Below are 13,144 nucleotides of genomic sequence, written 5' to 3'. Positions count from 1 at the left end.
GGCAGGGCCTCAAAGGAGCAGGTCACCAAATGTCGAGACTCAGACCCGGACCAGCTCGCGGTCCGTGTCAGGGCCGCCTTCGCCGCCCGGCTCGGCGAGCCGCTTGCGCAGTTGCTCGCCCTCCACGTCCACGTTGGGCAGGATCCGGTCCAGCCAGCGCGGCAGCCACCAGGCCCGGTTCCCGAGCAGCTTGAGCACCGCCGGCACGATCGCCATCCGGACCACGAACGCGTCGAAGAAGACCGCGATGGCGAGCCCGAACCCGATCATCTTGATCATCGAGTCGCCCGCGCCGATGAACCCGGCGAAGACCGCCGTCATGATCACCGCTGCCGCCGTGACGACCCGCGCCCCGTGCCGGAAGCCGGTCACGATCGCCTGGTCGGGCGCCTCGCCGTGCACGTACGCCTCCCGCATCCGGGTGACCAGGAAGACCTCGTAGTCCATGGCCAGGCCGAAGACCACGCCCACCATGAAGATCGGCATCATCGACATGACGGGTCCGGTCTGCTCGACCCCGAGCAGACTCGCGAGCCAGCCCCACTGGAAGACGGCGACGACGGCGCCGAGCGCGGCCACCACCGACAGCAGGAAGCCGAGCGCCGCCTTCAGCGGTACGAGGATCGACCGGAAGACCACCATCAGCAGCAGGAACGCCAGGCCGACGACCAGCGCCAGATACGGCAGCAGCGCGTCGTTCATCTTCTGCGAGAAGTCGATGTTCATGGCCGTCGCGCCGGTGACCAGCACATCGGCGCCGCTGTCGGCCTTGACCGCCCCGCCCGCGTCCCGGATGGAGTGGACCAGGTTCTCGGTGCCGACCGACGACGGCCGGTCCTTGGGCACGACCGTGATCGTCGCCGTGTCGCCCGCCTTGTTCAGATGGGCCGGGGTGACGGCGGCGACGCCGTCCAGCTTCTTGACGGTGTCGGAGACCTCGGTCGCCGCCGCCTTGGCGTTGTCGTCGGCCTTGCCGTCGACCACGACCACCAGCGGCCCGTTGAAGCCGGGGCCGAAGCCGTCCGACAGCATGTCGTACGCCTTGCGCTGGGTGGTGCTGACGGGCTGCGAGCCGTCGTCGGGCAGGCCAAGCTCCAGCGAGGCCGCCGGGATGGCGACGGCCCCGAGGCCCAGGACGCCCACGATCAGGACGGTGACGGGCTTGCGCAGCACGAACCTGGCCCAGCGGGTGCCCAGGTTGGGCCGCTTCTCGGCCTCCTCGACGCCCGTGCGGTCCGCCTCGCGCTTCTTCGCCAGCGTCCCCTCCAGCGCCGTACGGCCCTTGCGGCCGTGCACCCGCTTGCCCGCGAAGCCGAGCAGCGCGGGGATCAGGGTGAGCGCGATGAGGACGGCGATCACGACCGTGCCGGCCGCCGCGAAGCCCATCTTGCTGAGCATCGGAATGTTGACGACGGCGAGTCCGACGAGGGCGATGACGACGGTCAGCCCGGCGAAGACCACGGCGGAGCCCGCCGTGCCCACGGCGCGTCCCGCGGCGTCCTCCCGCTCTCTGCCCTCCGCCAGCTCGGCCCGGTACCGGGAGACGATGAACAGCGCGTAGTCGATACCGACGGCGAGCCCGATCATCGAGGCGAGGATGGACGTGGTGGAGCCCAGGTCGAGCACGTTCGCGAGCGCGGTGACGGTGGAGACACCGACGCCGACCCCGATCAGCGCGGTGAGCAGCGGCAGTCCCGCCGCCAGCAGCGAGCCGAAGGTGATGACGAGGACGACGGCGGCGACGGCGACCCCGATGATCTCCGTGGCGCCGGTCTCCGGTGCCACCTGGAGCGCGTCCCCGCCGATCTCGGTGGTCAGCCCCTCGGCACGGGCCTGTTCGCCGGCGTGTTCGAGGGCGTCGCGGGTCGCGTCGGTCAGCTCGGCCGAGCCGACCTTGTAGGCGACCTCCACGTACGCCGTGGTCTTGTCCTTCGACACGGCGTTCTGCGTGTACGGGTCGCTGACCGAGGAGACCTGCGCGGATCCGGCGGTGAGCCGGTCGGCGATCTTCTGGACCTCGGCCTTCTGCGGCGCGTCGGTCATCTTCTCGCCGGCCGGCGCCTTGAAGACGACTCTGGCGGTCGCTCCGTCGCTGCTGGCCCCGGGGAAGCGCTGGTCGAGCAGGTCGAATGCCTTCTGCGCCTCCGTCCCCGGGATCGAGAAGGAGCTGGAGGTGGCGGTGGAGGCGGTGGCGGCGCCGAACCCGGCGACCGCCAGCAGCGCCACCCACACCAGGGCGACATAACGGCGGCGCCGGAAGGCGAGCCGTCCGAGTTTGTAGAGGAACGTGGCCACGAGGCGCACTCCCGGGTCTATGGAGGGATCAGGGCATGGGGAGCCGGCCCGACGACGAGAGCGGTACGTGTCAGGTGGTGCGGGGCGGGGTTGTCAGACGACGAGGGCGGGGAGCACCACGGCGTCGAGGTAGTCGACGAGGAACGCCCGGTCGACGGACCGGTCCTCGATGAGCTGCCGGGCGATGAGGGCACCGACCAGCATGTGCGGGACGTACGGCAGCGCGGGGTTGTCCGCTGCCACCTCGCCCCGGGCCACGGCGCGCTGCACCATCTCGTTGATCCCGTTCATCTCGGGCTCGACGAGCAGTTCGCGCAGCGCCTGGTGGAGTTCGGGGTTGTCGTGCACGGCATGGAAGAGACCCCGCATCAGCGCGGCGTCCCGTTCCATCTGACAGTCGTCCGTACGGATCACCATCGCGTGGAAGTCGCCGCGCAGCGTGCCGGTGTCGACGTCGTGCACGTCGACGGGCTTGCCGTGCCGCAGCGCTCGCGCGACCAGTTCGGGCTTGCTCCCCCACTGGCGGTAGAGGGTGGCCTTGCTCGACCGGGTGCGGGCGGCGACGGCGTCCATGGTCAGACCGTCGTAGCCCACTTCGCGGAGCAGGTCGAGCACGGCCGCGTACAGCTCACCCTCGCGCTCCGGTGTGAGTCTGCTGCGTGCCATGGTCCACCCCCTTCCCCGCTTCCGGCCGTCCCGAACGAAACGGTTTCGTACAGCTCATAAGACGATAGCCCCACCGCGATAAGGAACGGCACCGTTTCGTGTGTGGAGTCCGCCACAACTGTCGGCCCGGCATAAGTACGACCCGGATAAGTACGCCCCCGATAAGGACGTGACGCGTACGTACAGGACCTGTGAGAGTCCGGATCACAAGTTGCCGCCGCCCCCGCACCCCGAAAGCATTGGGGGGTGAGTGACGACGTCGCGTATCTCCGCTTCCCGCATCTGCACGACGACTTGCTGTGCTTCGCCGCCGAGGACGACCTGTGGGTCGCCCCGATCGCCCCGGCGGGGCAGCGGCCGGGGCGCGCCTGGCGGGTGACCGTCGACCGCACGAGAATCGGTCACCCGCGGTTCTCGCCGGACGGCAGCCAGATCGCGTACACGACCTGGCGCAGCCTGGACCCGGAGATCCATCTGGCCCCGGTGGACGGCGGACCGCCGCGCCGGATCGGCTACTGGGGCTCGACCGACACCCGGGTCTGCGGCTGGACCCCGTCCGACCGGGAGGACGGTACGGCGCAGATCCTCGCCGTCTCCTCGCACGGGCAGCCGTTCTCGTACTACTCCTGGGCCTACAGCGTCCCCACCGACGGCTCCCCCGGCGGCAAGCTCCCGTGGGGCCCGGTCTCCGACATCGCCGTCGCCGACATCGACGGGGAGCGCAAGACGCTTCTGCTGACCGGAAAGCCGCCGCACGAGCCCGCCGCCTGGAAGCGGTACCGGGGCGGCGCGACGGGCCGGCTGTGGCTGCACGGAAAGCGGCTGCTCGCCGACATCGGCGGCCATCTGGAGTGCCCGATGTTCGTGGGCGGCCGGATCGCCTTCCTCTCCGACCACGAGGGCGTCGGGAACCTGTACTCCTGCCTGCCGGACGGCACCGACCTGCGCCGCCACACCGACCACGACACGTTCTACGCCCGGCACGCCTCGTCCGACGGGCGGCGCGTCGTCTACCAGTGCGCGGGCGAGCTGTGGCTGGTCGACGCGCTGACCCCGGACTCGCAGCCGCGCAAGCTGGCGGTACGGCTCGGCGGGCAGCGCGCGGGGCGGCGCGGCTACCAGGTCCCCGCTTCGCAGCATGTCGACGGGCTGTCGGTGGACACGACGGGCCGGGCCAGCGCCGTGGTCGTACGGGGCAGCCTGTACTGGCTCACGCACCGCGACGGCCCCGCGCGGACGATCACGGACACCCCCGGCGTACGGGTCCGCTTCCCCGTGATGCTCGGCAGCGGCGGGCAGGTCGCGTACGTGACGGACGCGGACGGCGCCGACGCGATCGAGATCGCCTACCTGCCGCGCGCCAGCGGCGACCGGCCGCCGCGCAGGCTGGCGTCGGGGCAGCTCGGGCGGGTGCACGAGATGGTGGCCGACCCGGACGGCGAGCGGATCGCGGTGGCGTCGAACGACGGGCGGCTGCTGCTGGTGGATGTGACGGACGACGAGACCGCGGTCCCGGCGGACCCGCCGTCGGAGGTCACCCCGGAGTCCGTGCCGGGCGAGGTGACCGAGCTGATCAGGTCCATCAACGGCCCGGTCACCGATCTGGCGTTCTCGCCCGACGGCGATTGGCTGACCTGGGCGCATCCGGGCGTGGGCCGCTCGCTGCGGCAGATCAAGATGGCGAAGATCTCCGGCAGTTTCGCCCGTACCGTCGTGGACGTCACCGACGGCCGCTTCGAGGACGAGAACCCGGTCTTCAGCAGCGACGGCCGCTATCTCGCCTTCCTGTCCTGGCGCGGCTTCGACCCCGTGTACGACGTGCACACCGGCGACCTGTCGTTCCCGCTGGGCAGCCGCCCCTATCTCGTACCGCTGTCGTCGGCGACGCCCTCACCGTTCGCGCTGTCCCCCGACGGCAGGCCGGCGGCCGGCGGGCTCGATCCCGCGGTGGGCGAGGCCGACTCCGGTGACGGCACGGTCATCGTGGAGGTCGAGGGCCTGGCGAGCCGGGTCACCCCGTTCCCCGTCGCCGCTTCCAAGTACTCGGCGCTGTACCCGGTCAGCGGCGGCGGCCTGGTCTGGCTGCGCTGGCCGATCTCGGGCGCGCTCGGCGAGACGTTCGCCAACCCCGCCGACACCTCGGGCCGGCCGACCCTGGAGCACTTCGACCTCGCGAAGGCGCGCAAGAGCGAACTCGTCGCGCATCTCGACTGGTTCACACCCAGCGGGGACGGTACGCGTCTTGTGGTCATGGACGACGACGAGCTGCGCGCCGTCCCGGCGACCGAGATGGGCGACAGCGACTCGACGGTCCATCTCGACCTGCGCAGGATCCACCACGAGGTGGACCCCGAGGCGGAGTGGCGCCAGGCGTACGAGGAGGCCGGCCGGATCATCCGCGCGTACTTCTGGGAGCCGCAGATGTGCGGCGTCGACTGGGACGCGGTGCTCGACCAGTACCGCCCCCTGGTCGAACGGGTCGCGTCCCCCGACGAGTTCGCGGATCTGCTCCGCGAGGTGGTCGGCGAACTGGGCACCTCGCACGCGTACGTCTCCCCGTCCCGGCGCAACGAGGGACCGCGCCACTACCAGCGGCCGATCGGGCTGCTCGGCGCCAACTTGGTGTGCAGGGACGGCGCGTGGATCGTGCAGCGGATCCTGCCGGGCGACTCGTCGGACTCCAAGGCGCGTTCGCCGCTGGCCGGCACGGGGATCAGGGAGGGTGCGGTCCTCACCCACGTCGACGGACGGCCCGTCGACCCGGTCGCAGGACCGTACCCGCTGCTGACGGCAGCGGGCGGCACCACCGTCGAACTCACCTTCCGGAAAGCCGAACCGAGCCCGCTGGACGACACCTCCGCACACTCGCGCCGGGTCGCCGTCGTGCCGCTCGTCGACGAGCGCCCGCTGCGCTACCAGGACTGGGTGGCCAAGCGGCGCGAGGTGGTCCGGGAGATCAGCGGCGGCCGCTGCGGCTATCTGCACATCCCCGACCTGCACGGCTCCGGCTGGGCGCAGTTCAACCGGGACCTGCGCCTTGAGGTCTCCCGCCCGGCGCTGATCGTGGACGTACGGGGCAACGCGGGCGGCAACGTGAGCGAACTGGTCATCGAGAAGCTGACCCGCCGCATCCTCGGCTGGGACCTCACCCGCGACGCCCAGCCCGTCTCGTACGCCTCGAACGCCCCACGCGGCCCGGTCGTCGCCATCGCCGACGAGGCCACGTCCTCGGACGGCGACATGATCACGGCGGCGTTCCGCCTGCTGAAACTGGGCCCCGTGGTCGGCCAGCGCACTTGGGGCGGGGTGGTCGGCATGACGGGCCGACACGAACTGGTCGACGGAACGGTCATCACGGTCCCGATGAACGCGGCATGGTTCGACGCGTACGGCTGGTCGGTCGAGAACCACGGCGTAGAACCGGACATCGAGGCGCTGCGCACCCCCCTGGACTGGGCGGAGGGCCGCCACGCGCAGTTGGACGACGCGGTCTGGGCGGCCCTGGACCTCTTGGCGGCGCACCCGGCGGCAACACCCCCGGGCTACGCATCAGTCCCGGACCGCAGCCGCCCGAAGCTACCGCCACGCAGTACGCAGTAGCGGTGACCGGTCTTGGTTGCGGTGGTCGCCGGGGGCGATGTCGCCGTCCGGCGGGGTTCACGGATCTTGGTTGCGGTGGTCGCCGGGGGCCGTTCCGGGGTCGTGTCCTGCGCTGCGGTGTCGCCGTCCGGCGCGGTTCGGGGTGACCGGTCTGGGTTGCGGTTGTCGCCGGGCGCCGTTCCGGGATGGTGTCCTGCGCTGCACGATTTACGGCGCGTGCACCTACGACGCGAGGTGGACCCGGACATGCGCCGCAAATCACGCTTTACGCTCCGGACACCACCCCTGCACGACCCCCTCCATCCCGCGCCACGGATCGGCTACGCCACGACCACGTGCGCGCGGGGCCGGGCGCCCACGACAGGGACGCGGCCCCGGCCCGCACGCACCCACACACCCGTGCCCACGTGGGGCTGGGGCTGGGACCCGCCAACGGGAGGGGGCCGGGGCCGCAGGAGGGGGGTGTCCGGACGTAAAGCGTAGGAGTTCTAGCGATCGAGCAGTCCGGACACCCCCCTCCGGAGGCCCCGGAACCCGGCAGACGAACAACGCACCGCAACCACCGCACCCGGCCGCCCCCGCCGGACGGCGACACCGCAGACGTCAGCGCAGCGCACCGCGCCGCTCGTCCGCCGCCCCTCCCGCCCCCACCAACCCCTTCGGCACCCCCGCCAGCCGCGGTCCGAACCGCCGCATCTCCCGCTGTCCCACCGTGGCGATCACCGCCGGCAGATACCCCCGTACCGACTGCATCCCCCGCAGCCACCACTGCGCGTACACATGCGCGGAGCGCCGCTCGATCCCCGCCACGATCCGGTCGACCGCCGGGCCGAGCGGATACGTCCGGTTCGACGGCCACGGCAGCCGCTGCCGCAGCTCGCGCATCACGTCGTCCTCGTCGGCCCCCCGCACCATGTCCGTGTCCGTCCAGGACAGATAGCCGACCCCGACCCGCACCCCCAGGTAGCCGACCTCCGCGCGCAGGCTGTGCGCGAACGCCTCGACGCCGGACTTCGACGCGCAGTACGCGGTCATCATCGGCGCGGGCGTGATCGCCGCGAGCGAGGCGATCTGGAGGAAGTAGCCGCGGCTCTCGGTCAGGGCGGGCAGGAAGGCGCGCGCCGTGACCGTACCGCCGATGAGGTTGACCTCGATGACCCGCCGCCACGCGTCGGGGTCGGAGTCGACGAAGGGACCGCCGCTCGCGACACCCGCGTTGGCCACGACGATGTCGACCTTGCCGAAGCGCTCCGTGACCTCACGCGCCACCTCCGCCATCGCGTGGTGGTCGGTGACGTCCGCATGCCAGTACCCGCTCTCGCCGTGCAGCTTGCCGGCGACCTGCTTCAGCTCGTCGGGCTCCAGGCCGACGAGCGCGACCGTCGCGCCACGGGCCGAGAGCTTGCGGGCGAGCAGCTCCCCGACACCGCGCGCGGCGCCGGTGACGACGGCGACCTGCCCGTCGAGTCCACGCGGTCGGCTCCCACTCATACGGCGTCCTCCTTGGTGGTCAGATGCGCGCCGACCAGTTCGCGGATGCGCGCGGTGACGAGTTCGGGCTCTTCGACCGGGGACATGTGGCCCATCCCCGGGACTTCGGTGACTCCGGCGCTGCGTGGCAGCCCGGCCTCGATCGTCCGGGCGTGCACGGGCGGGGTGAGCCGGTCGGCCGAGCCAACAACGATCGCGGTGGGCACGGTCAACTCCCGTACGTCCGCTTCGAGATCGAGTTCGTCGAGGACCCGCGACCAGGCGACCCGCGCGGGGCGCGGGCAGGCGTGCACGATCCGGGCGCACTCCGCGATCTGCTCGGCGCTCGCGCCGGGGCCCATCGTCCCGTACCGCAGGATCCGCTTCGAGAGCGCCGTGACGGGTCCGAGCGGGGCGGGCGAGCCGAGGAGCTTGCGGGTGAGCCAGGTCCGCAGCCGGCCCGACCGCAGCGGCACGATCAGCGATTCGGTGACCAGCAGCGAGCAGCCGGTGCTGCACAGCAGCGCCGCCGCCACATGCGTGCGGAAGGCGGGCCGGCGGGCCGCCGCCATGATCGTCATGCCACCCATCGAGTGCCCGGCGACGACGGCCTTCTCGCCGTCCTTGAGGGTGGCGTTCAGCACGGCCTCCAGATCGTCCGCGAGGGCGTCCGTGCTGTAGCCGAAGCCGCCGTCTGCGGGCGGGGGCGTACGGCCGTGGCCGCGCTGGTCGTAGACGATCACGCGGTGGTCGACGGCGAGGTCGGCAATCTGGGCGGCCCAGAAGCGGATCGAGCAGGTCCAGCCGTGCGACAGCACGACCGCCGGGCGGTCGTCGGCCCCGTACACCTCCACCTGGATCTTCGACCCGTCCGCCGACACGACGACCCGGTCGCGGTGCGCGGGCCGCACGAGCTGCGTGGTCACAGCGCCGCCTCCTTCACGGTCTTCGCCGCGCGGGCCCGGTCAGGGCGCAGCACGTCGTATTCGGCGAGCCGCACCTCACGGGTCGCCTTGCGGAACTCCGTCGTCGTACCGGGCCAGATGGTGGTGTTGCGGCCGTTGGCGTCGAGATACCAGCTCGTGCAGCCCCCGGTGTTCCACACCGTGCGCTTCATCCGCTCCTGCACCCGGTCGTTCCAGGCACCGACGGCGGCCGGCTTCGGGTCGAGCGCCACCCGCTCGCCGGGCGCGGCGAGCGCGTCCAGCGCCTTCAGATAGTCCGCCAGATAATTGAGCTGGGACTCGATCATCAGGATCATCGACGAGTTGCCGAGGCCGGTGTTGGGCCCGATGACCGTCATCCAGTTGGGGAACCCGGCCGCCGTCGCCCCGCGCAGCGCCTCCATCCCGCCCTTCCACGCCTCGGCGAGCGTCGTACCGCCGACACCCACCACCCGCTGGGCGATCGGCATGTCCGTCACATGGAAGCCGGTGCCGAAGACGATCGCGTCGACCTCCGTCTCCGTACCGTCGGCGCCGACCAGCGTGGAGCCGCGCACCTCGGTCAGACCGGCGGCGACCACATCGACGTTGGGCTGCGCGAGCGCGGGGTAGTACGCGCTGGAGAGCAGGATGCGCTTGCACCCGATCCGGTACGAGGGCGTCAACTTGGCCCGCAGCGCCGGGTCCTTGATCGCCTTCGCCATGTTGGCCTTCGCGATGGACTCCACGACCCCCAGCTCGTTGGGCCGCTTCGTGAACGCCTGCACCTGAAGCTCCCTGATGCCCCAGAGCAGTTGCCGCCGCACGGCGCCGGTGACGGGCACCTTGCGGTGCAGCCAGCGCTCGGCCGCCGAGATGGCCCGGTCGGCGCGGGGCATCACCCACGGCGGTGTGCGCTGGAAGAGCGTCAGCTTCGCCACCTCTGGCTGGATCGCCGGCACGACCTGGATCGCGGAGGCACCCGTACCGATGACGGCGACGCGCTTGCCGCGCAGGTCGTAGTCGTGGTCCCAGCGGGCGGAGTGGAAGACCTTCCCGGGGAAGGTCTCCAGGCCCGGGATCGCGGGGATCTTCGGATCGGACAGCGGCCCGCCGGCGGAGACGACGACATCGGCGGTGAACCGGGCGCCGTGCGCGGTCTCCAGCTCCCACCGCAGCGCGTCCTCGTCCCACCGGGCCAGCGTCACCTCGTGGTTGAGCCGCAGATGCGGCCGAAGCCCGAACGTGTCGGCGACGCGCTCCAGATACGCCCGGATGTGGCGCTGGCCGGAAAACGTGCGCGGCCAGTCGGGGTTGGGCGCGAAGGAGAACGAGTAGAGATGCGAGGGCACGTCACAGGCGCACCCGGGGTAGCTGTTGTCGCGCCACGTCCCGCCGACGGAGTCCGCCCGCTCCAGGACGACGAAGTCGGTGACCCCCTCGCGGCGCAGCCGGACCGCCGCCCCGAGGCCGCCGAATCCGGACCCGATCACCGCCACGCGTACGTGCTCGTGCTGACTCAAAATGCTTCGCCTCCCGCACTCCTGCCACCGGCGTCACCGGGCAGCCCACTCCCGAACCGCGCCAGTAATCACTGGCACTATCAGGAGACTAGAGCAGCTTCCTACCCATGGGTAGTGGGCGTGCCAAACAAGTTACCGGCGGTACGGCATAAGGTTGCCAAGTGGCAGGCGAACGCGAATACCGCATGGAGGAGCTGGCAGCGGCAGCCGGCATCACTGTCCGCACCGTGCGCTTCTACCGCGAGCGGGACCTGATCCCGCCGCCGCGCAAGGAAGGCCGTATCGCCTGGTACAACGACCACCACCTGGCCCGACTCCGCACGATCGCGGCCCTGCTGGAACGCGGCCACACCCTCACCGGCATCGCCGACCTCGCATCGACGTTCGAAAGCGGCCGCGACGTGGGCGAGGTGCTGGGCCTCGGCGAACCGACCGAGGAAACCCCGGTCCACCTCTCCCCCGAGGAGCTGGCCGACTACTTCGAGGGCGAGGTCACCCCGGAGAACCTGGCCACGGCCTTGGACCTCGGCTACCTCGCCACGGACGGCGACGAACTGGTCCACATCAGCCGCCGCCTCCTGGACGTCTCGGCGGCCCTGGTCCGCGAGGGCGTCCCCCTGGCCGCGGTCCTGGAAGCAGGCCGCCAGGTCCGCGCCCACGCGGACGCCCTGGCGACGCTCTTCGCGACCACGCTCCAGACCCACGCGACAGACACAGACCCGGCGAAGCTCCGCCCGCTCGCGAAGAGCGTGGTGGAAGCGGAACTCTCGATGGCCCTGGACCGCCACCTACGCGCTACGCGCGACGACACCGGGGCCTGAGGCTGCGGACGGCTGCCGGGACTGTGACCAGGCAGCTCAGCGGATGACGACGGAGCCCGAACCCATGGCAGAAGCAGCCGCTCGATACCTCTACCTCGCCCGGCACGGTGAGGCGTCGGCAGACGAGACAACCCTGACGGAGAGCGGTCGGCGCCAAGCCGTTCTGCTCGGTGAACGGCTCCGCAGCACCCCGCTTTCGGCGACCCACCACGGACCGCTGCCTCGGGCGCGGCAGACGGCCCGGCTGATCGGCGCACAGCTTGAGGGCGTCCCCCTGAACGAAGTGGAGCGGGCCGGCGACTACGTCCCGTACGTGCCCACGAAGGAGGAGCTGCCGCCGGATTCAGCCGACGCCATGCTCAGCTTCCTCGCTCAGGTATCGGAAGAGGAGCGCGACCGTGGTGCGGCGCTGGCCCAGGAAGCACTGGCGGAGTTCACCGGCCCGGTCGCCGGAGACCGCCCCCGCCATGAACTCGTCGTCACCCACAACTTCCTCATCGGCTGGCTGGTCCGAGCCGCCCTCGACGCCCCCAAGTGGCGCTGGATGGGCCTCAACCACGGCAACGCGGCACTGACGGTCCTCCGATACGCCCCCGGCAGGCCGACCTCCGTGCTCGTCACCAACGACATGCGGCACCTGCCGACAGAACTGCGCTGGACGGGCTTCCCGCCCGAACTTCACATCTGACCGGGACTCAGCCTGACCGGCCGGAGAGGAACGCGCGCCAGGCGTTAGGGGTGAAGAGCAGGGCGGGGCCGTGGGGGTCCTTGGAGTCACGGACAGCCAATGAGCCGTCGGCAAGACGGGCGCCCTCGACGCACTCACCGCCCGAGCCGTTGCTGTAACTCGACTTGAACCAGTCGGCGCCGATCAAGCGGTCTGCTTCAGTCATCGGTCTCCGTACTCCTTCGCGAAGGCGCACCAGGCGCGGGCGGGGAAGAGAAGAGCAGGGCCGTGCGGGTCTTTGGAATCACGGACGGCCATCGAACCGTCCGCAAGGCAGGCGCCTTCGACGCACTCGCCGCCCTGATTGTCGCTGTAGCTCGACTTGAACCAGTCGACGCCGTCGAGGGCGCCAGCCTTGATGGTCATCAGCCTCGGTGCTCCTTCGTAAAGGCACGCCATGCACTGGCGGCGAAGAGCAAAGCGGGGCCGTGCGGATCCTTGGAATCACGGACAGCCATCGAACCGTCGCCAAGACGGGCGCCCTCCACGCACGCGCCGCCCTGGTTGTCGCTGTAACTGGACTTGAACCAGTCGGCACCGTCCACGAGGCGAGCGGCCTCAACACAGTTGCCGCCCTGGGAGTTGCTGTAGGTCGACTTGAACCAGTCAGCACCGTCCACGAGGTGGGCCACCTCGACGCAGTCGCCACCCTGGGAGTTGCTGTAGCTCGACTTGAACCAGTCGGCGCCAATCAGGGCGCCAGCCTCAACGGTCATCGGTCTCCGTGCTCCTTCGTGAAGACGCGCCAAGCGCAAGCGGGGAAGAGCAGAGCGGGGCCGTGCGGGTCCTTGGAATCGCGGACAGCCATAGAACCGTCAGCAAGACGGGCGCCCTCGACGCAGTTGCCGCCCGAGCCGTTGCTGTAGCTCGACTTGAACCAGTCGGCGCCGTCGAGGGCGTCAGCCTTGCTGGTCATCAGCCTCGGTGCTCCTTAGTGAACGCGCGCCACGCACTGGCGGCGAAGAGCAGAACAGGGCCGTGCGGGTCCTTGGAATCACGGACAGCCATAGAACCGCCTGCGAGGCGGGCGCCCTCGACGCACTCGCCACCCGAGTTGTTGCTGTAGCTGGACTTAAACCAGTCAGCACCGCTGAGGACGTCAGCCTTGATGGTCATGGG

13 protein-coding genes are annotated in these 13,144 nt (G+C 70.8%); 3 read left to right on the top strand and 10 right to left on the bottom strand.

Features of this window, described 5'->3' with window-relative positions:
• Positions 1–39: 39 nt before the first annotated feature.
• Positions 40–2,295 (bottom strand): MMPL family transporter, encoded by a 2,256-nt coding sequence (locus ACZ63I_RS04430; RefSeq protein WP_469335205.1) that lies wholly within the window; start codon positions 2,293–2,295, stop codon positions 40–42.
• Positions 2,296–2,388: 93 nt separating this feature from the next.
• Complete coding sequence (locus ACZ63I_RS04425) at positions 2,389–2,961, bottom strand: TetR/AcrR family transcriptional regulator (protein WP_469335203.1); 573 nt, start codon at positions 2,959–2,961, stop codon at positions 2,389–2,391.
• 246 nt (positions 2,962–3,207) lie between these two features.
• Between ACZ63I_RS04425 and ACZ63I_RS04420 the strand changes: the two genes are divergently transcribed.
• On the top strand, positions 3,208–6,561 hold the full coding sequence (locus ACZ63I_RS04420) for a S41 family peptidase (RefSeq protein ID WP_469335201.1): 3,354 nt from the start codon (positions 3,208–3,210) through the stop codon (positions 6,559–6,561).
• Positions 6,562–7,164: 603 nt separating this feature from the next.
• Here the strand turns inward: ACZ63I_RS04420 and ACZ63I_RS04415 are convergent.
• Genes ACZ63I_RS04415 through ACZ63I_RS04405 form a run of 3 tightly spaced genes read right to left on the bottom strand, consistent with a single transcriptional unit; the run spans position 7,165 to position 10,477 of the window.
• Positions 7,165–8,052, bottom strand: coding sequence for an SDR family oxidoreductase (locus tag ACZ63I_RS04415; RefSeq protein ID WP_469335199.1), 888 nt, complete (start codon positions 8,050–8,052; stop codon positions 7,165–7,167).
• Positions 8,049–8,957, bottom strand: a complete 909-nt coding sequence (locus tag ACZ63I_RS04410; protein ID WP_469335197.1) for an alpha/beta fold hydrolase — start codon at positions 8,955–8,957, stop codon at positions 8,049–8,051. The genes ACZ63I_RS04415 and ACZ63I_RS04410 overlap by 4 nt, the downstream gene beginning before the upstream one ends.
• Positions 8,954–10,477, bottom strand: coding sequence for a flavin-containing monooxygenase (locus tag ACZ63I_RS04405; protein ID WP_469335195.1), 1,524 nt, complete (start codon positions 10,475–10,477; stop codon positions 8,954–8,956). The genes ACZ63I_RS04410 and ACZ63I_RS04405 overlap by 4 nt, the downstream gene beginning before the upstream one ends.
• A 185-nt stretch (positions 10,478–10,662) precedes the next feature.
• On the opposite strand from ACZ63I_RS04405, the gene ACZ63I_RS04400 reads away from it, so the two are divergent.
• Together ACZ63I_RS04400 and ACZ63I_RS04395 are read left to right on the top strand one after the other, a co-directional pair.
• Positions 10,663–11,298 carry a MerR family transcriptional regulator gene (locus tag ACZ63I_RS04400; protein WP_469335558.1) on the top strand — a complete coding sequence of 212 codons (636 nt, stop codon included), beginning with the start codon at positions 10,663–10,665 and terminating at the stop codon, positions 11,296–11,298.
• Between the two features lie 64 nt (positions 11,299–11,362).
• Complete coding sequence (locus ACZ63I_RS04395) at positions 11,363–11,986, top strand: histidine phosphatase family protein (protein ID WP_469335193.1); 624 nt, start codon at positions 11,363–11,365, stop codon at positions 11,984–11,986.
• A gap of 7 nt (positions 11,987–11,993) precedes the next feature.
• On the opposite strand, the gene ACZ63I_RS04390 is transcribed toward ACZ63I_RS04395, so the two are convergent.
• Genes ACZ63I_RS04390 through ACZ63I_RS04370 form a run of 5 tightly spaced genes read right to left on the bottom strand, consistent with a single transcriptional unit; the run spans position 11,994 to position 13,141 of the window.
• On the bottom strand, positions 11,994–12,191 hold the full coding sequence (locus ACZ63I_RS04390; protein ID WP_469335191.1) for a DUF397 domain-containing protein: 198 nt from the start codon (positions 12,189–12,191) through the stop codon (positions 11,994–11,996).
• Positions 12,188–12,391 (bottom strand): DUF397 domain-containing protein, encoded by a 204-nt coding sequence (locus tag ACZ63I_RS04385; RefSeq protein ID WP_469335190.1) that lies wholly within the window; start codon positions 12,389–12,391, stop codon positions 12,188–12,190. The genes ACZ63I_RS04390 and ACZ63I_RS04385 overlap by 4 nt, the downstream gene beginning before the upstream one ends.
• Positions 12,391–12,741, bottom strand: a complete 351-nt coding sequence (locus ACZ63I_RS04380; protein ID WP_469335188.1) for a DUF397 domain-containing protein — start codon at positions 12,739–12,741, stop codon at positions 12,391–12,393. Before ACZ63I_RS04380 ends, ACZ63I_RS04385 begins: the two co-directional genes overlap by 1 nt.
• Complete coding sequence (locus tag ACZ63I_RS04375; RefSeq protein WP_469335186.1) at positions 12,738–12,941, bottom strand: DUF397 domain-containing protein; 204 nt, start codon at positions 12,939–12,941, stop codon at positions 12,738–12,740. Before ACZ63I_RS04375 ends, ACZ63I_RS04380 begins: the two co-directional genes overlap by 4 nt.
• Entirely contained in the window at positions 12,941–13,141 is a 201-nt protein-coding gene (locus tag ACZ63I_RS04370) for a DUF397 domain-containing protein (protein WP_469335184.1), read from the bottom strand. The genes ACZ63I_RS04375 and ACZ63I_RS04370 overlap by 1 nt, the downstream gene beginning before the upstream one ends.
• Positions 13,142–13,144: the final 3 nt, after the last annotated feature.

Source organism: Streptomyces sp. NPDC087906 (genome assembly GCF_055584925.1).
Note: the sequence above shows the minus strand (reverse complement) of the source record. Positions and strands in the feature narration are given on the sequence as shown.